Here is a 25,962-nt window from a genome sequence, read left to right as displayed (position 1 = left end):
TGGCGGTGGATAAGAACGGCAAGCCGTTGACCGCCTCCATCACCTGGGCAGACAACCGCAGCGCCAAATGGGCTGAAGCGCTCAAGCATAAGTACAACGGACACGACATTTACTTACGCACCGGGACGCCCGTTCATCCCATGTCACCGCTGACGAAGCTGATGTGGATCACACGGGATTTACCCGATGTGGCGGCCCAGACGTACAAATTCATTTCGATTAAAGAATATGTATTTGCCCGGTTATTCCATCAATATGTGGTCGATCATTCGATTGCCTCCGCGACAGGTCTCATGAATTTGCAGCAGCTGGATTGGGACGAGGAGGCACTGCGCATTGCAGGTGTGACGAAGGAACAGCTGTCCGAGCTGGTGCCGACGACTCATGTGCTGCAAGGACTGGATAAGAATTACGCTCATGACATGGGCCTGATGGAAACGACTCCTTTTGTTATCGGGGCCAGTGACGGGGTCTTGTCCAACCTCGGTGTGAATGCAATCAAACCGGGGGTTGTCGCGGTCACCATCGGTACCAGTGGAGCCATCCGTACCGTGGTCGATCAGCCGCTGACCGATGCTAAGGGACGCTTTTTTTGTTATGCGTTGACCGAAAAGCTGTGGGTGATCGGTGGCCCGGTGAATAACGGCGGGATTGTGTTCCGCTGGATACGGGATGAATTTGCAGCCTCCGAGGTGGAAACGGCCAAACGCTTGGGAATTGATCCGTATCATGTGCTGACCCAAATCGCGGAACAGGTACGTCCCGGCTCCGACGGTCTGCTCTTTCTTCCGTATTTATCCGGCGAACGCGCACCTCTGTGGGACCCGAATGCACGCGGCTCTTTCTTTGGACTATCCCTGCGCCACAAAAAAGAGCATATGATTCGCGCCGCGCTGGAGGGCGTGCTGTTCAACCTGTACACGGTTATGCTCGCCATGGAAGAGGTCATCGGCAGGCCGTCAGTCATTCACGCCACTGGCGGATTCGCACGCTCGGAGCTGTGGCGTCAGCTTATGGCGGATATTTTCGATCAGGAGGTCATTATCCCCGAAAGTCTGGAAAGCTCCTGTCTCGGCGCAGCTATTCTAGGCTTGTATGCCCTGGGACGGATTGACTCACTGGATGCTGTATCTGGTATGATTGGCACCACCCACCAGCATAAGCCTGTGGCAGAGCATGTAGATATTTACCGCGAGTTACTGCCGATTTATATCCGCATCTCACGTAAATTTGAAGAAGAGTTCAAGGATATTGCGGAGTTTCAGGCCAAGTCCCTACAGGCTTTAAATTAATGGAACCTGTTGCAGCCTGGTTGCGTATTACCGTTTCATAAGAACCTGTCTATGTAAGCTGGACAGGATAAGAAGGAGGATTAGACGATGCTCAAAAAAATGCTGCACCGCCTGCTACATTCCACCTCTCATTCTCATAAGCAGCGATACAGCAGCTCAGATCGTTATTACGACCGTAGACGCCATTCTTCATCAGACGGCTACAGGAACAGCCATAACGGGCACCGATATTATAAGGACAAACGTCGCCATTACTCCAGTTCCTAGCCCAGGAACAAGAAACAGCAACAGGATATTGCGATGGAATATATCGGAACACAAGAAGGAACGATAACTCCTTCAATCCTAATAAAGCGAAGATCCTTCTCATCAAGGAGCTTCGCTTTATTGTTATGCCCCCTTCTTATGCAGGGCAATTTCTATGCATTTTACAGGAAATCGGCTTTTGCCGAAATTACAGAAACAAGGTTTTAGAGATAATTACCAGCAAAATAAACAGAACCAGAATTGCTCCTACAGAAGTCCAGACTCCTGGACCGTAACCCCAACCACCTACACCACACATATGACTCATTTACAGCACTCCTTTCGCTCATTTACAGGAGCATTGTATGTAGATCTGGTCAATTGCGTAAGGGGCATTCCCCCATTTTTACGGCGAATGCCTGGTTATCCTTATGGGCTGGCATTACGGATTAGCCTCCATCTGCTGTAATGCTTCCTCCAGCTCCAGTATAAATTGTCGGCTATGCTCATACCGAGGACCTATCTGAAAAAGCCGCTCCAGCATATGACGCACAGATGGACTGAGCTTCAATTCCTCCTGCCAGCTTCCCGGTGGTTGATCCGGCTGCGGCTCGTAGCTGCTATACAGCATAAAAAGCATCAAGTGACCGACATCATACAAATCGCTATAGACAGCGACGTCCTGTCGCTCAGGCGCGCGCTTGTCCAGCATGGCTTCGGTAAATACATCCTCCTGTCGCTCTCCTACCGCCAGCGCAAGACCAAAGTCGATCAAGTACAGTTTCCCTGCTCGATAAAGCACATTCGGGATGCGGATATCCCGATGGATATAGCCCCGTTCATGCACATGCATAACCCTTTCCATCAGTTCCAGCATGTAGACGATGCATTCCCGCTCTGAAAAAGAACGCTCCTCTTCAAATATAAGATCCTCCAGCGTTCTGCCCGAGATATATTCCATGACCAGGTACATTCCGTTCGGATGCTTTACCCTTTCGAGCAGCTTCGGGATATAGGGATGGTTCATCTGCTGCATGATATCAGCCTCACGCTGCAGCAACTGAACTGCCTTCGCCCGCTTGCTCGGTCTGGGCAGCTTGACCGCTACCTTCTGCCCACTCTGCCCATCCTGACAGAGGTAGGTCAGACCATAGCTGCCCATGCCCAGCAGTGAAAGAATACGATACCGTCCGCTTAGTATATCGCCAGGCTGTTTCGGATAATCGATCCATGATTGATAAGTGTTTCGCAACCAAGCAAACATCTTTATGCCCTTTCCTTTACATGCCGCAGCCAATCTCTTTCCATGCGGCTTGTTCTCTTATTCTTTAATTCTTGTGTTGTTCTTGTGTTCCACCATTATACCATCACAATAAAGACCACCAGAGCCATGAAGGTCTGATGGTCTACCAGAAAAATGAAGGTCATGCCTCTCTGCGTCTGCGCGGCGCCAACCCGAGCCAGGATAGCAGCGAACTGCGTGATTTGCGCTGTCTGCCCTGATAGGTACGCAAATTGGTAATTAGCTGTCGATCCCGTTCCTCGTCGGCCCGTTCTTTCATCCAGCGTCTCTGATCCTCCAACTGGTTAGAAAGGCTAGTATTTTTTTCCACCAAACGGCTATGCTCCGCTTCCAGCACTTCCAAACGACTTCGCATCTCCAGCAAAGCACTTTGCACCATATCCTGCACCTGCGTCATTTCTTGTGACTCTATGGGCTCCTGCAGCTGTAGCTGTACCGATTCTTCTGAAAGTTCCTGTACATTGATTTCATTCTGTAAGCCTGTCGGCTCCAGAGTAGCAGCGACTTGCGCCTGTACCCTATGCGCATCCCTGCCCTCAGCCGCCGCCAATATCTCCTCCCAGGTTGCAGTCAATGATTCCGCATCCGAGACGGGCGGCAAACGGAATTCTTCTTCCACGACTGAGAATGGTGCGGTCACTCTCTCAAGCACCACCTGTACTGCCTGATCCATCGTCATATGCTCTTCACGCAGAGCTCCCCGCATTACCTTCAGGCACTCGATATCTTCTGGACTGAACACTCTCGACTGGTTCGCGGAACGCTGAAACACATAGCCCTGCTCCTCCAGTGCTGCCGCGTATTTACGAAGGGTACTTGCCCCGATTTTCAACTGTCTGGCCGCTTCCGTCGTCGATCTGCCTTCTTCCATTGATCATTACCTCCCCGGATGGTATGGAAAGAAATAAGCTTGTATATGTACAATTCGCGGAATCAAATGGAAACCCTTTGGCAAAAAAGTTCTAATATTGCGGACTGCTAGGAACCTTTGTCATAGCCGAAGATTATAAAAAAATGCAAGAAACGACACACGGAAATGCTTCTGATCTATGCAGATTTAGAGTTTTTTTTCGAAACGTCACATAAATGTCATACTCCTAGTATTTTGATGGCACTATTCCTCCCATAAACATATTGTATTTTTTTGTCCATATAGATGATTCCTCAAGCTGAAATTTGAACCACCTTATCCTGTATTTAAGCGAAAACGTCGATTAATTCGCGATTTTGCTGCAATTCATCTTAAAAAAGCAGCTCTTTTTACAGTTTCTTTTTAATTTTGCGGTATACAGGTAAAACAATGGATATTTTCAAAAGATCATCAATATGTTATGTTATGTAACGTAAAATGGATTTTAGACATAATTTGTAGCATATTAACGTTCACTGGAACGAGGAGGAAACATAAATGAAGGGGAAGGCAAGGAAAGTAGCGATTGTCGGCGCGGGAATGGTCGGTTCGAGCTGTGCCTACTCAATGGTCAACCAGTCCATTTGTGACGAAATTATGATGATTGACCGCACATATGACCGAGCCTTGGCACATGCCCTCGATCTATCCCATTGTATGGATTTTACGTCCACACGTACTAAGGTACATGCGGGAACGTTTGCAGATTGCACAGATATGGATGTTGTGATTATAACAGCAGGGGCCAATCCGAAGCATGGGAAACACGACCGCCTGTCGGTATTGGATGACGCAGTGATTATTACTCAGGAGATTGTAACAGCCATTATGGAGAGTGGCTTCGACGGTATCTTCGTCATTGCAGCTAATCCTGTCGACATAGTGACCTATCTGGTGCAGAGTATTTCCGGTCTGCCGCGCAGCAAGGTGATCGGCACAGGCACCTCTATTGACTCATCCCGCCTCAAGACGCTGCTTTCTGAAGTATTTTCCATCGATCCCCGCAGCGTACAGGGCTATGCCCTTGGCGAACATGGCGATTCCCAATTCGTCGCCTGGTCACACGTCACGATTGGCGGAAAGCCACTCTTGCACATTTTGCGTCAGCATAAAGAGCGATTCAGCCACGTGGATCTGGAGGACATTGCCCGGAAAACGAAGGATGCAGGCTGGGAAATTTTCACTCGCAAGGGCGCTACTTATTTTGGCATAGCCAATGCGCTGGCCTACATTACCCGTTCCATTTTGAATGATGACGGTAAAATTATAGCGGTTTCTACCGTATTGGACGGCGAGTACGGGCACAGCGATGTCTGCACGGGCGTTCCGGCAATCATCGGCAGCGGAGGAATTCAGGAAATCATCGAGCTGGAGCTAAGCCCTGAAGAACAAGCCAAGTTTGACGCCTCCTGCCGTCTCATCAGCGATAATATTCGTGCCATGCCGGGCTTGGTGTAAAAACGTTCATCACGCCGGATTGAGCTGTAATATTTCTTTTTCAATCCGGTAGGGATAAACTAGCTATCAAGTCACCACATTCTTTCCAAAACGAGGTGTTCATATGATTTATTTATTTTTCAACCAACTGAACCCCCTTGTCCCCACTCTGCTTATCTGCCCGTTAATTGCTATTATAATCGGGGTTATTTGTTCGTCTTTTCATTCGAGGGTTCTGCTGGCTGTAGGGATCGCTCTTTTACTTCCTCTCCTGTTTATAACAACAAGTATAGCCACCTTCAAATCCAACTTGGACGCATGGGCAATGTACGGGATTATGTATGCCCTGATTACCTATGCTTCATTTAGGATAACCTCTCGAGCTAGAAGTTGAAACAGCTCCATATCCTCTTCTAAGATAATGTGATCCGTAAGAATGAAAAGATTAAAGCAGATGGAGGTGAGCCCATGTACCAGCAAGCTAACCCCCTTCATCTGCCCTATATCTCTCTATATCGAAACACCATCAGGCCCGCAAACAAAAACACAACAAAGCTGCCCAGGATCACCGCAATCAGCGTATCGGTTGGCACCATGAACGCCCCAAAGTTGTCTTTTCCGCTCGGCATCATCACCAGCAAAGGCTGCACCCACGGATAATATGGGCCGTAGGTCTGGGAGTTGGCGATCAGAATATTCGGCACGGTGAAGACGAAATTCAATGCAAGCGGTGCGGCAAAGCTGGACCACAGGAAAGACACCATAAGCTGCAACGCAGCCAGCGGCAGACAGGCCACCCAGCCCGCGAGCAGACTTTGGACGATCACTGCCCAAGGAATCGGTCCGTTCATACCCTGCACGGCTCCGACACCCAGCAGCGCTCCCCCGAACAATAGCTGGGTCAATCCGACCAAGGCCATAATGATTGTCAGCTTGGCCGCGTACAGACTGGTGCGGGATAATGGCAGTGACAGCAGTTGCTTCCAACCGCCACCCCCATGCTCGAATCGGCAGACCAGGGATCCAAACACGGCGGTCAGCATCGGCATGAACAGCAGCGCATGTAGTGTAAGCATAGTAGTCAACAGCTGCAGCCAGTTCCCTCCCGGGTTCGCCAGCAATCCAATCAGGACAGCAATCGCCGGACTGACGAGCGCAAGCAGCCAGACGGGCGATTTAGCCATTTTCAACCGTTCGACTGAAAGCAGACGTACATATCCTCCGAACATTACGCCACATCCTTTCGGCTAAAATGTACTGCTGTCAGGAGGCTGAGGATTACGCCCGTTCCACAGCCGATGGACGCAAACATCCACGCTTGAGGCGCCACCCATGCGAATTGCGGCCAGGCCAGTGGAAACCATTCGGACAGCTGTGAGGCAAACATGCTGCCGATGCCTAGCGTAATGCCCAGTGTTACAGGCAGCGCCTGATTATGGAATGTGACCGTTAGCCACAACAGCAGTACGAGCATAGGCAGTGTGCCACCCAAGGGCCAAAATCCAAGCCGCAGCAATTCGCCTATTGGCGCAGGCTCTCCCCCGAAGCCGAGAAGCATTCCCAGCCCCCATGTTCCAACCGTCAAGAGCAGGCAGGACACGCACAACATTACGATGGCCAGCGTCAGCTTCGCCATATAGACACTGAATTTCGAAATAGGCAAGGCCAGTAGCTGCTTCCAGGAGTTGGACGTATGCTCCACATTCGCCAGCATGGAAGAGACCATGGTGGCTCCTAGCACCAGCGCAAGGGGGACAAAAATAGCGATGTTATCCATCAGACCTTCCCATAAATGTCCCTTGTATCGCGGAATCAGATAGTCATAGCGGAGTCCGAAGTTCAGTCCCTGCATCGCCACCAGCCCAAGGGGACCGAGGAACACCAGGAACCAGATTCCCTTTCTACGTGCTTTGAGCAGATCCGCCGTCAGCGCCCGCAGCATCATAGGGAGCCCCCTCCTTTGCCCACCACTTGCATGAACATATCCTCCAGCGATTTGCGGCGTTCCTCCACACGATATATGGCATGGGCATTTTCGACCAATCTTCTGACCAGCAGTGCCACAGCTGCATCATTCATGTTTTCAAAATCCAGCGCCGCCCCGTCTTTCACCGAATGGTAGCCCTGCTCACGTGCAATCAGCTGAGCTGCTTCCGGCTCGGATACGACGATACGAATTCCCCCTGCGGATTCCTGACGGAGATTGTGAATTGTATTTTGGAAGACCAATTCGCCTTCACGGATAATGCCGACGGTATTCGCCATCTGCTCCACCTCGCTCAGCAGATGGCTGGATACCAGTACAGTGATCCCCCGTTTCTTGGGCATCGTCTGAATCAATTCGCGCATTTCCTGAATGCCCTCCGGGTCCAAACCATTCGTAGGCTCATCCAAAATAAGCACTTCGGGACTCCCGAGCAGCGCTGCTGCAATGCCAAGTCTCTGCTTCATGCCCAGCGAGTAGCCTTTGACCGGGCGTTTGGCGTGTTTGGTCAGCCTGACGACCTCCAATACGTCCGCAATGTTCTTTTTGGGCACATTCAAAATGCGGCGAATGGTCTCCAGATTTTCAATGGCGTTCAAATGACCATAATACGAAGGATACTCTACCAACGAGCCGACTTTGCGCAAAATATCGAGCTTATGTCTGCGAATATCCTGTCCGAATATACGGATCGTTCCCCGGGTTGGACGAATGAGTCCGAGCAGCATACGAATTGTTGTCGTTTTCCCCGCTCCGTTCGGACCGAGAAAGCCATAAATATCTCCATGGCCGATTTTCAGGTCCAGTTGGTTAACCGCAGCACGGCCTTTGTATATTTTACTGAGACCGTTCGTTTCGATAATGTATTCGTTCAAATTCCTCACCTCGGCACCTATCGTAACGCGCCAAGTTTAAAGCTGAGGGAACCCTTCGTTTAAGTTTTGTTTAAGAAACGGATTTGTGTCCCGGCAGAGGAACTGACAATATTTCTCTCCAGATTCATTTCACGAGCCAGCAATTCCGTAATTGCCAAGCCAATCCCTGCTCCTTTTTCACAAGACTGGCGCTCCATTCCCGGCCCTTTATCTGCAATAACTAACGCCGATTTTCCGTAATGCTCCTGTACATGAATGCCAATATAACGGCCTGATGCAGCATGGCGAACTACATTTTGGAATAGATTATCCAGCAAACGGCGGAAGCCCTGCTCATCGACCTTCCATACGATACTATGCTCAGGCAGATCGATATCCACCTCAAAGCCTTCCTTTTCCCATACCGGATACCAGCTGGCTGCACATTCCCTCACCAGTCGCAGGATATCGCGTGGTTCGTTATGCAATGTGTATTTGCCACTGGACAGCAGATTGTAGGTGAGCAGGTTATCGATCAGACTCCCAAGGTCCTTTAACTTGTTTTCCATCAGCATAATCGACTGCTTCCCTTTGCTGCTCAGATTTTCCGCATCCAGTGTGTACAAATGACTGCGCACAACCGTAAGTGGTGTCCGAATATCGTGTGACAGATCGGCGACCAGCCTTTTCCGCAGCTCTTCCTCCTGTCGCTCACGTCCCCGACTATCTGCCAACTGCTCAACCATCTGATTGAACGCTTCTTCCAGCTTGCCGATTTCATCCGGGCGTCCAGTAGCGACAAGAATGGGTAATCCATCCTCCCCTCGCTGCGACATGGCCGCCTGAAGCCGCACCAGTCTGCGCCGAATGCCTACAAAAAACAGGAGAGACACGAATATAAAGCCTGCAAGCATCAATACTATGAAAAAGAGGTAGTACATCAATATGCTGCTATTTGTATTCTGCTGTTCAAAGAATGAACGGGGCACTTTTAATACCATGTAACCCTGATTCACATCTTCTTTGCCGCCACCAATAAATGCCACTACTGTGAACGGTCCCTTGTAGCTTACTTGCTTCATAAAAGCAATAGCCTGCGCCGCACTCCATTGATTGGGGACATCTGATTGTGTAGGGAGCTCCAATCTTGTTTTCCCGGTAGCATCCACCCAAAATATCTGTGAATCAGGAAATATGTCCCGCTGTATTTTGCGCAGATGGGCTGAGATTTGCTCAGATGTGGCTCCTTTCAAGGCTACAGCTTCGCGATGCCAGCTACTTTCGGTACGGATAGTTGAGGGATAGTGTGAGTTTTTAGGCTTGAGATCCATCTGCCAGCTAGACAACATACTATAGATAAGCATCGTGGCAGGCAGCACGATAGGTAGAAGCATCATGGCTACCACAATAATGAGCAGATAGCGAAATAACAGCGAATTTCCAAATCGCCCTCCCTGATCAGGACCTGAGCCAGGACGTAGCCTCTCCCAACCATTACGCGGCCCGTTCATTACGCCTTCACCCGGTAGCCTACACCACGGATCGTCTCAATGATACGGGGATTCGCAGGGTCAATCTCCAGCTTCTCGCGCAGGTGCCGGATATGAACCATCAGCGTCTTGTCTCCGTCGATATACGGATCGCCCCACACAGCCTCATACATTTGCTCCTTGGTCATAATCTGGCCCAAATGCCGCAGCAAATAAGCAAAAATATGATATTGCTTGCCTGTTAACGTAATTTCTTCCCCGGTATCACGTTTCACAATACGGTTATCAGGAAGGTACACCGTGAGATGTGCCAATTGTATGGATTCTTCGGGTACGGTACCTGTTCGACGCAGCAAAACCTCGATCCGTGCAATGAGCTCATCAGGATGAAAAGGCTTGGTCACATAATCGTCGGCAAAATCCAGTCCTTGCAGCTTATCGTCAATGGAGGTGCGAGCCGACAACATAAGAATCGGGAGCTCCGGGCGCTCCTTCTTGAGCCGCTTGCCAATCGTGAACCCATCCAGACCGGGCAGCATCACATCCAAAATGACTAGCTGACACGTTTGGGCCGCTTCCACAGCCCCATCCCCACTGCGAAGCCAAATTACAGCATAATTTCGTTCTTCCAGATATTGATGCATCCAAGCACCGATTTCCTGATCATCTTCAATGTATAACACACTTGTTTTCATCATTAGTCACCTGCTTATCGTTTTTCTTTTATGTAATGGGCATTATAGCATTTATGGTACATAACCAGCTTAAAAAGGTTAATAACTACCTTATACGACATACACTATACGATTTCAAATTTTATGGCTTGTGAAAAAGGAGGCTATTCCATGCTACTGGAAGCGATATACCATCACCCGAAGCGTAATTGGGCTTTTGGCTATGATGATGAAACGATATTTCTGCGGCTTCGCACCAAGAAAAATGACCTGACCACCGTTCACGCTCTCACCGTAGATAAGTACGACTGGGAACGTACCCGGCAGCTTGTTCCGATGTCCAAATTTGCTACCGACGGCAGGTTTGATTACTACGAATGCAGCGTAAAGCCTACTCATCGTCGGCTGAAATATGGATTTTTGCTGGAAGATGGAGAGGAACGGCTATGGATGAATGAGGATAATTTTACTACCGAGGAACCCAAAAAAGCAGATAATCTGTTCCAATACCCATTTTTGAATCCGATAGATATTCTGAAGCCTCCTGCATGGGTGAGGGATGCCGTATTTTATCAGATTTTCCCGGAGCGCTTTGCGAACGGTGACCCCTCCATTAGCCCGGAAGGTGCGGAGACATGGGGCGGCACGCCGCAAAGAGACAATTTTTTCGGCGGGGATCTACAGGGCATTCTGGATCATCTGGATCACCTGAGCAAGCTGGGGATTAGCGCCCTGTATATGACCCCTGTCTTCAAGGCAACGACGAATCATAAATACGATACCGAGGATTATATGGAGGTAGATCCGCATTTCGGGGACAAGGAGATACTAAAGAAACTGGTGGGTGCCTGCCACGACCGGGGAATACGGGTGCTGCTTGATGCGGTATTCAACCATTCAGGGCGTACCTTCAAGCCCTTCGTTGACGTGCTGGAAAAAGGCGAAGCCTCCCCTTACAAGGACTGGTTCCATGTACATAGCTTCCCGCTGGAAGTGGTGGATGGCACACCAACCTACGATACATTCGGGCTGGAGCCAATGATGCCCAAGCTGAACACCGAACATCCTGAGGTGAAAAAGTATTTGCTGGGCGTGGCAAAGCATTGGATCGAAGAGATCGGCATCGACGGCTGGCGGCTGGATGTGGCTGACGAAGTGGATCACGCCTTTTGGAGAGAATTCCGTACGACGGTCAAGCAGGCCAATCCGGATGCGTACATTTTGGGTGAAATGTGGAATGAATCGTCTGAATGGCTGCAGGGTGATCAGTTCGATGCGACGATGAATTATCCGTTCACCTATGCGGTGAATGATTTTTTCGTCAAAAAAGTGACCGACGCCCAAAGCTTCGCCTTTGCCATCGGACAACAACTGGCCCGCTATCCGCTGCAGGCATCCGAGGTGGCCTTCAACCTGCTGGATAGCCACGACACACCACGCCTGCTGACGCTGTGCGGAGGTGATAAGCGACTGATGCGGCTGGCCGCCATGTTCCAGTTCACGTACATGGGCGCGCCCTGCATTTATTACGGTGATGAAATCGGCTTGGATGGAGAGGCCGATCCAGGCTGCCGCAAGTGCATGGAGTGGGACACCGATAAGCAGGATCATGAGCTATTCGCCTTTTATCGCGAGCTGATTGCGCTTCGCAAGGCGCATCCGGCCCTCCGCGATAAGGGCAGCATTACTTTTCTGGATGCACAGCCAAAAAGCTCGTCCCTCGCCTACGAACGCCGCAGCGAGAAAGAAGTACTGCTCGTGCTGCTCAACCGTTCCGGTAAGGATCACATTTTTGAACTGGACATTCCCGAACAAGAATGGCAATTAGCCTTTGGCGAAAGCGAGTGGTCCACAGGAGCAAAGGGGTTGCATGCCGAGCTTCCACCCTACGGCTACGCCGTGCTGAAGGCAGTACCTGTCAGGTCAGTGAAGCCTGCAAAAGAAAAGGATGACAAAACCAAAAGAAAGGCATAATGCCTATGTAGGCTCATGCTGGCGAGAGTACCGTGCGAGCACGGCCATACAAGCGAACCACCAGGAACAGGTTGGAAACCTGTATATCCTGGTGGTCTTTTGATGTAATGCCCCTCAGTTGGGATTCTCTGAAGAGATATGCTATATGCATGCTAGAGTAACAAAGCTTATCTCGGCGAATAGTAAACGATAGAGAAAAGAGGCTGATGTGAATTTAGTCGAATTTAGTTCACTGGATACGTTAGTTCGTCCAATCTAGAATACTCTCAACTTCATATGATGAACCATCAAGAGAAAAGGAGGGGACAACATATGAAAACAAAAAGTTCATCACTGAAAAAGAAAGCAGCCGCAGGTAAGGGCAGAAAAATCGTCCTTGGCCCAACCAGAGCTCGCGCTACCCAAGACCTGGGCAATGGATTTTTTCGCAGGGAGTTTAGCCCATTTACCATAGGCCCCAACAGCTTTCTTACGATTACTTTTAATGCAGGGTCCGGCAGAGTCGTCATCAATGCAGGTTGGACCATTAGCGGTTTTGATTCAGCATGGCCTACTGACAGCTTCCCGAATACGGACACTCAATGGATATTGATTATCGAAAATCCAACGAATAACACTAGAACGGTCACTCCGTTCCTGATTACCAAAACACGGTAATTCACACAAAAAGCGAGTGTTTCCATCCATGTAAAAAACCGCTTCAAAGTAACCTTTGCAGCGGTTTTTTCTGCTCTGTCTAAATCCAGTACTTGGCAAGCCATTCATTATTTTCTCATTAGCCTCTGCGCGCTTTACGGGACAACAAATTGCCTAAAGACTGAACGCCTTGGACAAACAAGACCAGAACGACGACAGTAATCAGCATAACTAACGTATCGAACCGCTGGTAGCCGTAAGAGATGGCCAAATCACCAATCCCGCCGCCGCCGACCGCACCAGCCATAGCCGTGGCGCCAATTAAGCCAATGGTCGCTGTCGTTAACGATAAAATCAGGGAACTGAACGCTTCGGGAAGCAAAAAGTAACGAATAACCTGAAAAGGAGTGGCTCCCATTGCATCTGCCGCCTCCAATATTCCCGGATTAACCTCAAGCAGCGAATTTTCGACCAGCCTGCCGATGTATGGTGAAATATATACAATCAGCGGGACAATCGCCGCGCTGGTTCCAATGGATGTATTCACAATCAGACGGGTGAGCGGAATGATCGCTACCAGCAAAATGATGAACGGCAAAGAACGAACGATGTTTATGATTGGATTCAAAATACCGTAAAGCCATTTGTTCTCTAAAATGCCGCCCGGACGGGTGACAACCAATAAAATACCGATAGGTATACCGATTAACGCACCAATGAATAATGATATGCTGACCATGAGCAAGGATTCATACAATGCTTCCCACAGTTGGTCCCAGGTTATCGTGGTTCCTGTAATCATCATAGGTCCTTTACCTCCTGAATATTGACCCCTTTGCTCTTAATAAAAGCAACAGCCTGCTCGACGGCATGCTGTTCACCACGCAGTTGGATCGTCATATAGCCAATCGTCGTTTCTTGTATTTCCGTCATGCTGGCAAACAAGATATTCACATGAACTTCATGCTTTCGAATCAATTCATGCACTACTGGATCGGAAGCAGATTGTCCGATAAATTCCAGCTTGTATATCCGCTGTGATTCTTGCTGTTCGAACGTCCGCAGCACACTTTCCGGTACTTTATCGTGAATCACTGTCCGTACAAAGCTTTGTGTCGTCGGATGCTGCGGCTGCCCGAATACCTCCAGCACGTTGCCCTGCTCAATGATTTCACCCTTTTCCATTACGGCTACCTTGTTGCAAATTCGCTGAATCACCGACATCTCATGGGTGATGATCAAAATGGTGATCTTGTATTCCTGATTGATTTTGCGAAGCAAATCAAGAATAGACTGCGTGGTCTGCGGATCAAGTGCCGAAGTCGCCTCATCACAGAGCAAAATGGACGGGTTGCTCGCCAACGCCCGCGCAATCCCGACACGCTGCTTTTGACCGCCGGACAGCTCGCTTGGATAGCTGTTCGCCTTCTCGGACAAACCCGTAAACTCCAGCAGTTCCTTTACCCGCTGCTCAATCTTCCGTTTGTTGCGCTTGAGCAGCACCAGTGGAATTGCAATATTGTCGAACACCGTTTTCGATTCCAGCAAATTAAAATGCTGAAAAATCATTCCGATCTTCTTCCTTACCTTTCGTAGCCCCGAGGTCGAATAGGCATTTAACAGTTCCCCCTCGACAAGAACCTCTCCGCTGGTTACCTTCTCCAGACGATTGACCAATCGGATCAATGTGCTTTTACCAGCACCGCTGAATCCGATAAAGCCAAAGATATCCCCTTTATCTACCTTGATATTTATATTTTTTAACGCCTCTATGCTTAATCCTTTTCTTACATAGGTTTTGGATACATCTTTTAGTTCAATCATTACTCTGGCTCCTTCCGTTCCTTCAAGTATGTAAGATATCACTGAGCTGTTTGTATCCCATTATTGTTTTAGCTCACTAATTCCGAGTATTCTAGTAAGTTTTATAAAGTATACTACTTCGATTTAATATTCATGTCAATACTACAGGGATTGTCAAAAGCCGAGCTCGTCTCAGTTGGGGGCATTTTTTGCATAAATAGGAGTGGTATTGCAGATTCTATGGAATATGTCGAAGCATACACACCTTTCCCTAATGGGACGAAAACGGAGGAACTTACATGAAGCGAATATTAGCCTTGTGGCTATGCGTTGCGGTTATGGGGATGTTAGCAGTTACGGGTAAACCCCTACTCGCTGCCCAGGCTGTTGACGGACAGCCTTATCATTTTGGGTTCAAAAAAAGCAAGGGAGGCGAGCTGCCTTCTATCGCACAAGAGGGCTTTATGCACCTGATTGAGAGACAGGGAGGCATCTTTCTCGGAGATACTACGAAAAAAGAATTATTTCTCACGTTCGACAACGGCTATGAGAATGGATACACGCCCAAGGTGCTGGATGTTTTAAAGGCCAAAAAGGTGCCAGCCGCCTTCTTTGTAACCGGGCATTTTGTAAAGGACCAGCCAGCTTTGATGCGCCGTATGGCGAGTGAGGGCCATATTATCGGCAATCATTCTTGGAGCCATCCTGATATGAGCACCATTTCTTCAGCGGATATTCGGTCCGAGCTGGATCGGGTACGAAATGCATCGACAGAGCTAACCGGACAAAAGGAAATGAAATACGTCCGGCCGCCTCGCGGCATTTTCAGCGAAAAAGCATTGGCCACCTGTCGAGAAGCAGGATATACGAGTGTATTTTGGTCTGTAGCTTACAAGGACTGGGACACGAATATCCAGCAAGGAGCAGACTATGCCTATCAGCAGGTCATGCGTCAGCTCCATCCCGGAGCAGTCATTCTACTCCATTCTGTGTCCAAGGATAATGCCGAGGCCTTGGGTTCGATTATCGACGATGCTCGCAAGCAAGGCTATGAATTCAAAAGCCTGAACGACCTGAAGGTTAAGCATTACCACTAAAGCTGAATTTGACGAGTCGCTAAATGTTATCAGCCCGATCCACATGTGCCTACGGTAGGCCGTGTGAATCGGGCTTTTTTGGCGAGTATGGAACGCTAGAGATTCGATGCTATTTTAAAATTAGCTTATACACCCTTGCTTCATAAGGGCGCAGCTTCAATTCACGTAAATTCTCCCCTTGTGCCGGTTCGTAGTTAGACAGCAGCAGCTCCACTTTGGCAGCAGCGTAGCCATCCTCCTCGGGCCAGTGGAACACCGGATCACGGTCAAAAAAATTCAGAATGACCAGCAAATGCTCCTGTTCCAGCATGCGGGTGAATACATACAGTTCTGTATCAAGCGGCAGCAGCAGCTTATATTCACCATAAACAATGACCTCATGCTGTTTGCGCAGAGCAATCAGCTTACGGTAATAGTGAAAAATCGAATCCGGGCTCCTTCTCTCCGTCTCCGCGTTGATGTACATATAGTTATCGTTCATTTTCATCCATGGCTCTCCGTCGGTAAAACCCGCTGCATACCCATCATTCCACTGCATAGGAGTACGTGCATTATCCCGACTTTTTCTCCAAATCGCAGCCATAATCTCTTCCTCCGGCTCGCCTATCTTCCGTTGCTGCTCATAATAATTTAACGTCTCCACATCCCGGTAATCATCAATCGACGGGTATGCGATATTGGTCATGCCAATTTCCTCACCCTGATAAATATAAGGCGTACCTTCGAGCATATGTGTGAAGGTTGCCAGCATTTTGGCTGACTCCACACGATACTGTCCATCATCCCCAAATCGTGACAGGGCGCGCGGCTGATCATGATTGTTCAAATAATTGGCGTTCCATCCTTCCAGATGAAGCACAGTCTGCCAACGGCTCATAATTTGTTTCAGCTCCACCAGTGTCCACGGCTTGAATTTCCATTTTTCAGTCCCTTGCCCTTCGGCATCGACAAACATATGCTCAAACTGGAAAACCATATTCAGCTCATGCCGCTGGTCACCTACATAATCAAGCGCTTGCTCCGGGCCCAGACCAGAGGTTTCACCAACAGTCATTAAGGGATAACGCATCAACACTTTTTCATTCAGCATGCGCAGAAGATCATGCACCTGCTCCAGATTGGAAAAAAGCTGATAGGCTCGCACCCATGTTCTTTTATCGGGATTATCAGCATCCGGCAGTCCTTCAGCTTTGACAATATGGGCAATGGCGTCAAAACGGAAACCATCGATCCCCTTTTTTAGCCACCATTCCACCATACGATAGAGCTCGCCTACCATCTCTTCATTTTCCCAGTTTAAGTCCGGCTGGTGCTCGGAGTACAAATGCATGTAATATTCGTCTGTAAGCTTGTCATATTTCCACACAGAACCGGAAAAATACGATTCCCAGTTGTTCGGATATCCGCCATTTTTGCCTGTTCGCCATATGTAGTAATCCCGCTTCGGATTATCCTTGGATGAGCGTGATTCCGTAAACCACGGATGCTCATCTGATGTGTGGTTTAATACCAGATCCATCATGATTTTGATGCCTCGTTCATGCGCCTTGTGCAGGAGTTCATCAAAGTCATCCATCGTTCCGAACTCATCCATAATGGCATAGTAATCACTAATATCGTAGCCGTTATCATGATTAGGCGATTTGTACACTGGGCAAATCCAGATCACATCAATACCCAACTCACACAGATAATCCAGTCTGGACTGGATACCCTGCAAATCTCCTTTTCCGTCTCCATCAGAATCCTGAAAGCTGATGGGATATATCTGATATACCACAGCTTCCTTCCACCATATTTTTTTAAGCATGTTTCCCTCCTGTAGCTTCTCTGTACATCCAATAGCTTATGCTGTTAACATATACGCAATACCTGCTGGCGAACCGTTATTTAGAGGAATAGGATCAGTGAGGCCATTCTTAAATCAAAGGAGGAATTCATGTGAGACATCGATCCAAGGAGCCCAGAGATCTGATTGTAGAGTCTGCTGTAATCCCGCCAAATATCCATGTGGATGTGGAGTCAGCCACCGAAGGGGGAACCCGCCGCCTGATGCTTAGCGATAACCCGGAGACACTGACCCACGTGACTGTACCTACCGAGCAAGCCACCCTGTGGCATGATGTGGTTCGTACCACAACCCGAACGGTCAAGCACCGCATTTTCGGGTGGCACTACAACAAAATCGGAGGCCCCGTTAAGCTGGGCATTACGGTGGAGAACAAAAATCATGCTATGCTGGAAGTACGTCATATGGAACGTGCTCTTGAGATTGCGCCTGAGGATGGCAACTGGATTATAGATGTCGGGCAATCCATTGCCAAAAGCTGTTTGGCGGGTACGATGAAACGTCGGAAGCCCGTTGACCGTCATAAATTCGGCAGAGGCACCGCCCTGTTGGAGGAATTCGAGCTGCCTGAAGGATCGCTGGCCGGATTCACCTATGACTTCACGGTGGAATATGGCGAAGGCCACGGTACGCTGGACTACGTCATTCGCACCGTGATCAGCAAGGACACACGGGTCGACCTGCGCCAGATTCATACGGATGCGCTTCCGCCCGTACCTCCACCGCAGGCGCATCCACGGGGGGCATGGTCCTTTTCCGAAACGAATGCGCGGATGCCAGCGTACGTGGTAGGGCAAAGCGCCAATTATCGGGCGTGTGCCACTAAAAAACTGAACGGCGAGACTCCTGCCGATCTGCTGTTTACCGGGGCACGCAGCGAGTTGGGCCCTGCGCTGGACAACCGCGGACAATTCGGCACCATATACAATGCGACCATTCCCATCGTTAATAACAGTGACAAGATACGTACCGTGCGGATTTATGCGAATCCACGCGGGGGTGCATTCGCCGGGTCTGTACGCATAGACAATCGCGTATATGGTATTCCTCTGCTGCAAGATAATACCAAGGTATGCCGATTGGCTGATATCAGCGTTCCGCCCGGCAGGTCCAGCTATGCTCTCAGCTTCATGGTCGCAGGCAGTGCAACTACGCCGCTAGGTCTGTACGTTATCACGCTATAATCGTAATCATGGTTCTATAGTAGCAAATAACCCGGTGATCCTTGAGGATTACCGGGTTTCCTGATTACACTACTCTACTAAGCACAAAATCGGCGGGCGGTCGGGGCTCCGGCTTGCCAAACAAATAACCCTGAGCCAGAGACACACCGGCTTCACGACAAAATTCAAAATCCTCCATCCGCTCAACGCCTTCAGCCAGCACCTTGCCGCCAAAGCGAGAAGCTGATTCCACGATCCCCGTAACTTGTCGCTGCTGATCACTGTTGCGATGACAGCCATCAATTAAACTTCGATCAATTTTGACATAATCCGGCTGGAGGCAATTCATAAGCTCTGTCGTAGAATAACCTGCCCCCACATCGTCCAGTGCCACTGAAACTCCTCGTGTACGATATTGTTCAAAAATTTGATGCAAAACATTCAGGTCGTCAATTTCTTCCGTCTCTACGACCTCAAACACAAAATCCTCCGTATTCATGGACAACCGATCAATCGTCTCAAAGGTATGATTCAAGCAATAGGCTGGATTATAGATGGTTGAAGGGAGAAAGTTAATAAACCGTTTAATCCCCGCAGGGAGACATGCTGCACTTTTTTCAATAGCGGAAATACGAGCCAAGCGATCCAAATGAGCATGCAAGCCGGCTTCACGGGCAATTTCAAACAGTCGAAAAGGCTGAAAGGGCCGCTCCGAATGTGACGGACGCAGCAAAAACTCAAACCCGATAATGTTCAGGTTGTGGTCAACAATAGGCTGCATGTGGCTTGAAAAGCTTTTGTCCCTAATGATACTCATCATATCCGCGTGTTGAATTCTGGCTTGCAATTGGCTAAATAGAAGCCAGTCCTCATATCCTTCCACATGATTCAGTCCGATCGCCACAGCCTCCATATGTAGGAGCCATTCCTGGGGAAGACGAGCCAGTCCGTTAACCAGCTGCTTCAGCTCTGAATGGCTGTCATACTTAAACACTATTCCGTCCTCGCAGCATTGTTGCGGTAGTATACCCAAGCCATCTAATGCCAGATTAAGCGACACCCTGGGGTGCCTGATCTTCAGCAATCCTTGATCTCTAATAGGTAATATGATGCTGCAACTGCTGCATGTCATAATGGTCCTCCCTGGGAACAATTTTCCGGTTTTTTCACCATTATATCACAAATAACTAGAACAAAAGTACTATAAAATCAAGAAAAACAAGGTCTACACCAGTCGAAACTTAGGACTTAAGTGTATATCCGACAAAAAACAAAGTCTTTTGCACCAATTTTCAATTTCAATATTATTTTTCATAAAAGGCAAAAAAAAACAGCAAGTCTCCTGAATAGAGACTTGCTGCTTAGCTCTGATTAAATCTGGAACTGGAAAGGCAAACTTACTTGGAAGCCTTGGGCTTGGTTGTTTTAGCTGGTTTAGCAGCTGCAGGCTTGGTTGTTTTAACAGCCGGCTTCGCCGTTGCTTTCGCAGGGACTGCAGCTTCCTTTGCAGGAGTATTGGCTGTATTAGGCTTCGCGCCAGCTTTTAAGCTGTATTTGGCAAAACCGTCTGCCGCGCTGTCCAAGTAAGCAATTTGCTGATTTCCAGCCAGCACATCCTTGGCATCAGGAGAGGACTCGAAGGTAACCTTAGCCTGACCAAAAGGAGCAATAGACCAGTTGCCATCCGCTGACGGATTAATCGTTCCGTTCGTACGGATATAATCAATAATGACTTGACGGTTTTCATCCGGCGCTGCCATCACAATGCGCTTGCCATCCGGATTCGCCAGTTTGGACGAGGACGCACGGTAGTTATTGGTCGCTACGATAAATTTCTGTGCAGGATCAATTGCCTTCCCATTGTATTGCAAATCCTTGATACGATGAGCCGAAGAATCAATCATGTTTCCCTTGGCATCATAGCGTGCAGGCTGAGTTACATCGATTTGGTAAGTCACACCGTCAATGACATCAAAATTGTAGGTTGGGAAATCTTTATTGATCAGTGCTTGTTCCTCTGTTTTGCTTGGATCGATGCGGTTGAACTGACCCGCAGACCACTCCAGCCATTCCTGGATTTCAGCACCGGTTACTTCTACAGCATGAACCGTGTTCGGGTATACATACAGATCGGATACGTTTTTAATCGCAATCGTACCTTGCGGAATGTTCGTGTAATACTCGGCACCGTTGCGACCACCGGCCTTGAATGGAGCGCCAGCCGACAATACGGGAAGATTTTCGTATTCGGTCCCTTTCAGATGGTTTTGTACGTACCATTTTTGTGCATTCGTCACAATCTGAATAGATGGGTCATCCTGAACCAATGCAAAATAACTGGTAATCGGTGCGGTTGTGGTTCCAACCGGTTGACGAACATAATCCAGCGTTCCTTTATGCTCTTCCTTGACCGCATCTACCAGTTTAAACTCAGGGTTCGTCTTCACAGCCTGAGTTTGGGTATTCACAACTGGACGCACTTCTGACTGAGAATTAGTCACGCTCCACACATCTTTTTTCTTTTCCAGACTCAGGTCAATAATACCCAGTTCCTTGCCCCAAGAGGAAGCTTCTACAGCCGGTACGCCATTAATGGTTCCTTTATCCAGATCTACACCGCTCATTCCTTTAAAATCAGGGCCGGGGAAAGATTTATGAGCATGCCCAAACAGAATAGCGTTGATTCCGTCCACCTGGCTCAAATATTTAACGGCATTCTCCATCATTGGTGTTTGCGGCACATCCTCATAACCCGTGTGTGCAAGTACGACAATAATGTCGGCACCTTCCAACTTCATTTGAGGAATGAACTTTTTCGCCGTTTCCACAATATCCTTCGTAACGACCTTACCCTGCAAATTGGCTTTATCCCACTGCATAATTTGAGGAGTTACCAGACCGATTACACCCACTCTGAGCGTGTGCTCTTGGCCCTTCTCGTCCGTTACCGTTTTATTGAGAATCTGATAAGGGGTGAAATAATTTTTAGTACCCTGGCCCCCGTTGTCATAGTAAACGTTCGCATTTACGTAAGGGAATTCGGCTCCCTTAAGCGATTTCTCCAAAAAGTCGAGACCATAGTTAAATTCGTGGTTGCCCACAGTAGCCGCATCATAGCCCATCAAGTTCATCATCTTGTAGACCGGATGGACACCGCCTTCTTGCAAAAAGGTTTTGTTTCTGGCCATATAATCGCCTAATGGATTGCCCTGCAACAAATCACCGTTATCGAACAGCATGCTGTTTCTTGTTTCACTACGCGCCTGCTGGATCAGTCCGGCAGTGTTAATCAAGCCATATTCGTTGGTTTCCTTATCTGCATAATAATCGTAGTTCATCAACGTCGTGTGAATATCCGTTGTTTCCATGATCCGCAAATTCACTGTGGCGCTGTCCCGAGAATCGGTGGCAGCCCAGGACGGAGCAGCTGTAAACACCAGCATGCTGCAAGCTACAACCGCTGCTGTAAACCCTTTAAACCAATTTTTACGAAATAACAAAATATACCCCTCCTTATTAAGGTGTATGGCTCATATACATACTTTTGCACATATATGTAAGTTTCGAACCCACCATTCCTATTTTAATCCAACGCCAGACAAAAGAGTAGTCATTTGACCAAAGTTATTTATAAAAAAATAATTAATTTTCTCGCAAATGAACCGTCATCTCTTCCTCCATGCTGGACAGCTCCGCCTTCAAGGCATATAATCGTCGTAGTAAACCCGAATAAACAAACCCATTAAACCATACAATGCCAGGGGTGCTGGAATCGGCCGGCTGAGAGTGTGTCCCAAGACACTGACCCTTACAACCTGATCTGGGTAATGCCAGCGTAGGAATGCTTAAGCTAAGATGTGCCTTTTTTTACATAGGTCCATCCCTTACTTTGGTATATACAAGCGCAAGCGTCCCGGAACCTCGGGGCGCTTTTTTTGTTGAGGATTAAGTTGTTGGAAAGAGAGAGTCCGGCAGATGTTATTTTTATGAAATGGGAACATAGGCTGTCTGATTCGACGGATGACGGGTAATTAAAAGGAGAGAACACAACGATGAAGCGCATGAAAATGTTAAGCCTGGGACTGATTAGTCTGTGGCTCATGGCCCTGACACTGACCGCCTGCGGCGGAGGCTCCCCCTCTACAACCCAGGAGGCGGCACCTGCTACCAACGCTCCAGCTTCCACTCCGGCAAAGGGGCTTAAGGATGTTAAAGTTGTACTTGACTGGACACCAAATACGAATCATACAGGACTCTATGTCGCCAAGGATAAAGGATTTTACGAAAAAGCGGGCTTGAATGTCCAAATTGTCCAACCTGGTTCAGGCGGAGCCGATCAAATGGTTGCTTCGAATGCGGCACCTTTTGGGATCAGCTATCAAGAGGGCGTCACTCAGGCTCGTACGCAAGGCGTACCACTCGTATCTATCGCTGCGGTTATTCAGCATAATACCTCAGGCTTCGCAGCCCCGGTAGACCGCGGCATTAAAAGCCCCAAAGATTTTGAAGGAAAGAAATACGGCGGCTGGGGTTCACCCGTAGAAGAAGCGGTCATGAAATCCATCATGGATTCAGACAAGGCCGATGTGAGCAAAGTGAAGATTATGAATATGGGCAATGCCGACTATTTTACAGCCGTGAAGCGGGATATCGACTTTGCCTGGATTTTCTACGCATGGACCGGGATCGAGGCTCAACTTCGAGGTGAGCCCCTGGATATGCTGTATGTAAAAGATTATTCCAAAAGCCTTGATTACTATACGCCTGTGATTGTGAGCAATGAACAGACGATTAAGAATGATCCAGAGCTGGTCAAAGCGTTCATGGACGCCACCGCCCAAGGCTATGAATACACCATTGCTCATCCTGAAGAATCCGCGGATATCCTAAGCAAAGCCGTACCGGAGCTGGACAAAAAGCTGGTACTGGCCAGCCAAAAATGGCTAAGCCCGCGTTATCAGGATGATGCTGCGCAATGGGGTGTGCAAAAAGCAGAGGTATGGCAAAACTATTCAGACTGGATGTACGAACGCAAGCTGCTCAGCAAGCCTTTGGAAGTCGACAAAGCCTTCACAAACGACTTTTTGCCAAAGCGTTGATCTTGTAAATCGAACTTGAAGTAGCCTTTGTGCCACTACGCAGTCGGATGGTGCTTCCCATCGCCACCGCCCCCGGATTTCTCGAATAAAGCCTCAGCAGGGTAGAAATCTGGGGAGGTGATGCTTCCGAAGCGAGCTTTCCTACGGAAAGCTTTTAAAGCGACCGCTTCGCTTGTACAGCACCATTCCGCCCACTTCGTTCTCGTTCCACTTGGTTTATTCTTAAGTTCATCTTATCTAAGCGCCAAGTAGGAGCGCTTGTATGTTAAAATGCCTCACAACCTAGCTTTAAAAATAGGGTGCTTTTAAGGCGGGCAACAGATATCGTAAGATCAAATGAAACGCGAAGCGGTCTTAAACCACCCTATTTTCTCTAAAACACTTCACATAAAGGACAGGTGAATTCGCATGGCTAACACTTTGCTCAGTATTCAAGTGATTCCTAAAACTCCTAATAACGAGGACTCTTATCCTTATGTAGATAAGGCGATTGAGGTCATTCAACGTTCCGGTGTCAAGCATCAGGTGAATCCATTGGAGACGACCATGGAGGGTGAACTGGACGAGTTGCTGAACGTGGTTAAAGAAATGCACGTGGCATTGACGGAAGCCGGCAGCCCCAGCATCATTTCACAGATCAAAATCGCACATAACCCACAGGGCATCAGCATGAACAAGCTGACCGAAAAATATCGCCCATGAACCCAAAAGGCAAGAACGCATCCTGGTGGAAAAGCGTATGGCCGCCCCTTGTGGCGGTCCTCTTCTTTTTGGCAGCCTGGCAGGGGGCAGTTTCCTATTTGCAGATTGAGTCCTGGCTACTGCCAGCTCCGTCTCTGATCGTACAGGAGGGCATGGCTCAGTCGGAGCTGCTTGGTGCCCATACGTGGGCTACGATTCGCCTGACGCTTGGGGGATTTGCAATAGGGACAGCAACGGGACTGTTGATCGCCATCGTTCTTCATACGATTCCTTTTCTCAAGTCCGCCCTGTATCCACTGCTCATTCTTAGTCAAAACATTCCGATCATAGCCCTTGGCCCATTGCTGATGGTGTGGTTTGGTTTTGGCGTGCTGCCCAAGCTGATGGTCATTACGTTAGTGTGCTTCTTCCCCGTGGCTGTAGCGGCTATGGACGGACTGACACGGACGGACAGAATGATGATGAACTACATGCGCATGTCAGGCGCAGGCAGGATGGCCATTTTTATGAAGCTGGAGCTGCCGCACTCCTTGCCACAAGTATTTTCCGGCATCAAGATTGCTGCCACCTACAGCGTGATGGGCGCAATTATTGCCGAATGGATCGGTGCCAGCGAAGGAATCGGATATTATATGATGCTGCAAAAATCGGCCTATCGCACGGATTTGATTTTTGCCGCCATTGGCATCATTGTTGCACTCAGCTTACTGATGTTTGTCATGATCGTACTGCTAGAAAAATGGCTGGTTCGCTGGAAACCGGACCAGGAATAGCTTCCAAATGGATTCAATAAACTCGAAGAAAGGGTGTGGCGCGTATGAGTCTGCATCCGCCTGACTTATCACCACAAAACATGGCTGATGGACAACGAGCCAGAGAGGAGCAGGAGCTTTCGACGGCTCCTCCAGCGTTGGAAGTGGATGGCATCAGTCTCGCCTTCCGTGAAAGACGAAGCTCCCTGCCCGTATTGCAGGATGTGGCCCTGACCGTTAAGCGGGGAGAATTCGTCTCCCTCATCGGCCCGTCCGGCAGTGGCAAAAGCACGCTGTTTCACATCATCGGCGGGCTGCTCACCCCCCAGCAGGGTCGCATCCGCATGCACGGACAGGATGTGACGGGTGAACGCGGGCATATTAGCTATATGCCGCAGCAGCCTGCCCTTTTCCCGTGGCGTACCACGCTGGATAACGTACTGCTCGGGCAGGAAAATGCGCCGCGCAATCATACAGCGGCACACTCCCAGTACGCCAGCGAACGTGAACGCCGCGAAGAAGCTCTGCAATGGCTGGAGCAGGTCGGGCTGGGTCCCTTCGCCAAAGCGTATCCGCATACACTCTCTGGGGGTATGCAGCAACGCGCGGCCTTCCTGCGCGCGCTACTCAGCCCGCAGGAGCTGATGCTGCTGGATGAGCCGTTCAGCGCCCTGGATGCGCTGACACGTGCAGACAT

The 25,962-nt window shown here is 48.9% G+C and carries 23 protein-coding genes and 1 riboswitch; of the genes, 10 read left to right on the top strand and 13 right to left on the bottom strand.

Annotation, left to right across the window (positions count from 1 at the left end):
• On the top strand, window positions 1–1,292 hold a 1,292-nt coding region (gene gntK / locus WG8_RS02480), incomplete at its 5' end, for a gluconokinase (RefSeq protein WP_007428492.1).
• Window positions 1,293–1,746: 454 nt separating this feature from the next.
• Here gntK and WG8_RS27760 read toward each other — a convergent pair.
• The 3 genes from WG8_RS27760 to WG8_RS02470 all read right to left on the bottom strand — a co-directional run bounded on the left by WG8_RS27760 (window position 1,747) and on the right by WG8_RS02470 (window position 3,712).
• Window positions 1,747–1,866 carry a hypothetical protein gene (locus tag WG8_RS27760; RefSeq protein WP_007428490.1) on the bottom strand — a complete coding sequence of 40 codons (120 nt, stop codon included), beginning with the start codon at window positions 1,864–1,866 and terminating at the stop codon, window positions 1,747–1,749.
• 114 nt (window positions 1,867–1,980) lie between these two features.
• Window positions 1,981–2,802, bottom strand: a complete 822-nt coding sequence (locus WG8_RS02475; RefSeq protein WP_007428489.1) for a serine/threonine protein kinase — start codon at window positions 2,800–2,802, stop codon at window positions 1,981–1,983.
• A 160-nt stretch (window positions 2,803–2,962) separates the two neighbouring features.
• Window positions 2,963–3,712: a MerR family transcriptional regulator gene (locus tag WG8_RS02470; protein ID WP_007428488.1), complete on the bottom strand. Its 750-nt coding sequence runs from the start codon at window positions 3,710–3,712 to the stop codon at window positions 2,963–2,965.
• A 537-nt stretch (window positions 3,713–4,249) separates the two neighbouring features.
• On the opposite strand from WG8_RS02470, the gene WG8_RS02465 reads away from it, so the two are divergent.
• Window positions 4,250–5,209, top strand: a complete 960-nt coding sequence (locus WG8_RS02465; protein ID WP_007428487.1) for an L-lactate dehydrogenase — start codon at window positions 4,250–4,252, stop codon at window positions 5,207–5,209.
• A 479-nt stretch (window positions 5,210–5,688) separates the two neighbouring features.
• On the opposite strand, the gene WG8_RS02460 is transcribed toward WG8_RS02465, so the two are convergent.
• From WG8_RS02460 to WG8_RS02440, 5 genes are read right to left on the bottom strand one after another with little or no spacing between them, the layout of a single operon-like run.
• A complete protein-coding gene (locus tag WG8_RS02460) occupies window positions 5,689–6,417 on the bottom strand; it encodes an ABC transporter permease (protein WP_007428486.1) in 729 nt (242 codons plus the stop codon).
• The gene (locus WG8_RS02455; protein WP_007428485.1) at window positions 6,417–7,133 is read right to left on the bottom strand and encodes an ABC transporter permease; all 717 of its coding nucleotides are present in this window, start codon (window positions 7,131–7,133) and stop codon (window positions 6,417–6,419) included. Before WG8_RS02455 ends, WG8_RS02460 begins: the two co-directional genes overlap by 1 nt.
• Window positions 7,130–8,047, bottom strand: a complete 918-nt coding sequence (locus tag WG8_RS02450; RefSeq protein ID WP_007428484.1) for an ABC transporter ATP-binding protein — start codon at window positions 8,045–8,047, stop codon at window positions 7,130–7,132. Before WG8_RS02450 ends, WG8_RS02455 begins: the two co-directional genes overlap by 4 nt.
• Window positions 8,048–8,106: 59 nt before the next feature.
• Window positions 8,107–9,537: a sensor histidine kinase gene (locus WG8_RS02445; protein WP_007428483.1), complete on the bottom strand. Its 1,431-nt coding sequence runs from the start codon at window positions 9,535–9,537 to the stop codon at window positions 8,107–8,109.
• A complete protein-coding gene (locus WG8_RS02440; protein ID WP_007428482.1) occupies window positions 9,537–10,211 on the bottom strand; it encodes a response regulator transcription factor in 675 nt (224 codons plus the stop codon). The genes WG8_RS02445 and WG8_RS02440 overlap by 1 nt, the downstream gene beginning before the upstream one ends.
• Before the next feature lie 150 nt (window positions 10,212–10,361).
• Here WG8_RS02440 and WG8_RS02435 point away from each other — a divergent pair, with 150 nt between their 5' ends.
• Window positions 10,362–12,164: an alpha-glycosidase gene (locus WG8_RS02435; protein ID WP_007428481.1), complete on the top strand. Its 1,803-nt coding sequence runs from the start codon at window positions 10,362–10,364 to the stop codon at window positions 12,162–12,164.
• Between the two features lie 312 nt (window positions 12,165–12,476).
• Window positions 12,477–12,821 carry a hypothetical protein gene (locus WG8_RS02430; RefSeq protein WP_007428480.1) on the top strand — a complete coding sequence of 115 codons (345 nt, stop codon included), beginning with the start codon at window positions 12,477–12,479 and terminating at the stop codon, window positions 12,819–12,821.
• 118 nt (window positions 12,822–12,939) lie between these two features.
• Here the strand turns inward: WG8_RS02430 and WG8_RS02425 are convergent, their stop codons facing one another.
• Together WG8_RS02425 and WG8_RS02420 are read right to left on the bottom strand one after the other, a co-directional pair.
• Window positions 12,940–13,605 (bottom strand): methionine ABC transporter permease, encoded by a 666-nt coding sequence (locus WG8_RS02425; protein ID WP_007428479.1) that lies wholly within the window; start codon window positions 13,603–13,605, stop codon window positions 12,940–12,942.
• Window positions 13,602–14,624 (bottom strand): methionine ABC transporter ATP-binding protein, encoded by a 1,023-nt coding sequence (locus WG8_RS02420; RefSeq protein ID WP_007428478.1) that lies wholly within the window; start codon window positions 14,622–14,624, stop codon window positions 13,602–13,604. The genes WG8_RS02425 and WG8_RS02420 overlap by 4 nt, the downstream gene beginning before the upstream one ends.
• Window positions 14,625–14,902: 278 nt before the next feature.
• Between WG8_RS02420 and pdaA the strand changes: the two genes are divergently transcribed.
• Window positions 14,903–15,700, top strand: a complete 798-nt coding sequence (pdaA, locus tag WG8_RS02415) for a delta-lactam-biosynthetic de-N-acetylase (protein WP_007428477.1) — start codon at window positions 14,903–14,905, stop codon at window positions 15,698–15,700.
• Between the two features lie 109 nt (window positions 15,701–15,809).
• On the opposite strand, the gene WG8_RS02410 is transcribed toward pdaA, so the two are convergent.
• On the bottom strand, window positions 15,810–17,510 hold the full coding sequence (locus WG8_RS02410; RefSeq protein WP_007428476.1) for a glycoside hydrolase family 13 protein: 1,701 nt from the start codon (window positions 17,508–17,510) through the stop codon (window positions 15,810–15,812).
• Between the two features lie 131 nt (window positions 17,511–17,641).
• Here WG8_RS02410 and WG8_RS02405 point away from each other — a divergent pair, with 131 nt between their 5' ends.
• Complete coding sequence (locus WG8_RS02405; RefSeq protein ID WP_007428475.1) at window positions 17,642–18,733, top strand: hypothetical protein; 1,092 nt, start codon at window positions 17,642–17,644, stop codon at window positions 18,731–18,733.
• A gap of 64 nt (window positions 18,734–18,797) precedes the next feature.
• Here WG8_RS02405 and WG8_RS02400 read toward each other — a convergent pair whose 3' ends face one another.
• On the bottom strand, window positions 18,798–19,844 hold the full coding sequence (locus tag WG8_RS02400) for an EAL domain-containing protein (RefSeq protein ID WP_007428474.1): 1,047 nt from the start codon (window positions 19,842–19,844) through the stop codon (window positions 18,798–18,800).
• Between the two features lie 265 nt (window positions 19,845–20,109).
• Window positions 20,110–22,212 (bottom strand): bifunctional 2',3'-cyclic-nucleotide 2'-phosphodiesterase/3'-nucleotidase, encoded by a 2,103-nt coding sequence (locus WG8_RS02395; RefSeq protein ID WP_007428473.1) that lies wholly within the window; start codon window positions 22,210–22,212, stop codon window positions 20,110–20,112.
• A gap of 249 nt (window positions 22,213–22,461) precedes the next feature.
• A riboswitch (TPP riboswitch) is annotated at window positions 22,462–22,571 on the top strand.
• 193 nt (window positions 22,572–22,764) lie between these two features.
• Here WG8_RS02395 and WG8_RS02390 point away from each other — a divergent pair.
• From WG8_RS02390 to WG8_RS02375, 4 genes are all read left to right on the top strand, one after another.
• Window positions 22,765–23,811, top strand: coding sequence for an ABC transporter substrate-binding protein (locus WG8_RS02390; protein WP_007428472.1), 1,047 nt, complete (start codon window positions 22,765–22,767; stop codon window positions 23,809–23,811).
• Window positions 23,812–24,219: 408 nt separating this feature from the next.
• Window positions 24,220–24,513 (top strand): thiamine-binding protein, encoded by a 294-nt coding sequence (locus WG8_RS02385; protein ID WP_007428471.1) that lies wholly within the window; start codon window positions 24,220–24,222, stop codon window positions 24,511–24,513.
• Window positions 24,510–25,286: an ABC transporter permease gene (locus WG8_RS02380; RefSeq protein ID WP_043890707.1), complete on the top strand. Its 777-nt coding sequence runs from the start codon at window positions 24,510–24,512 to the stop codon at window positions 25,284–25,286. The genes WG8_RS02385 and WG8_RS02380 overlap by 4 nt, the downstream gene beginning before the upstream one ends.
• A gap of 44 nt (window positions 25,287–25,330) precedes the next feature.
• On the top strand, window positions 25,331–25,962 hold a 632-nt coding region (locus WG8_RS02375), incomplete at its 3' end, for an ABC transporter ATP-binding protein (RefSeq protein ID WP_007428469.1).

Source organism: Paenibacillus sp. Aloe-11, from assembly GCF_000245715.1.
GTDB lineage: Bacteria > Bacillota > Bacilli > Paenibacillales > Paenibacillaceae > Paenibacillus > Paenibacillus kribbensis.
Note: the sequence above shows the minus strand (reverse complement) of the source record. Positions and strands in the feature narration are given on the sequence as shown.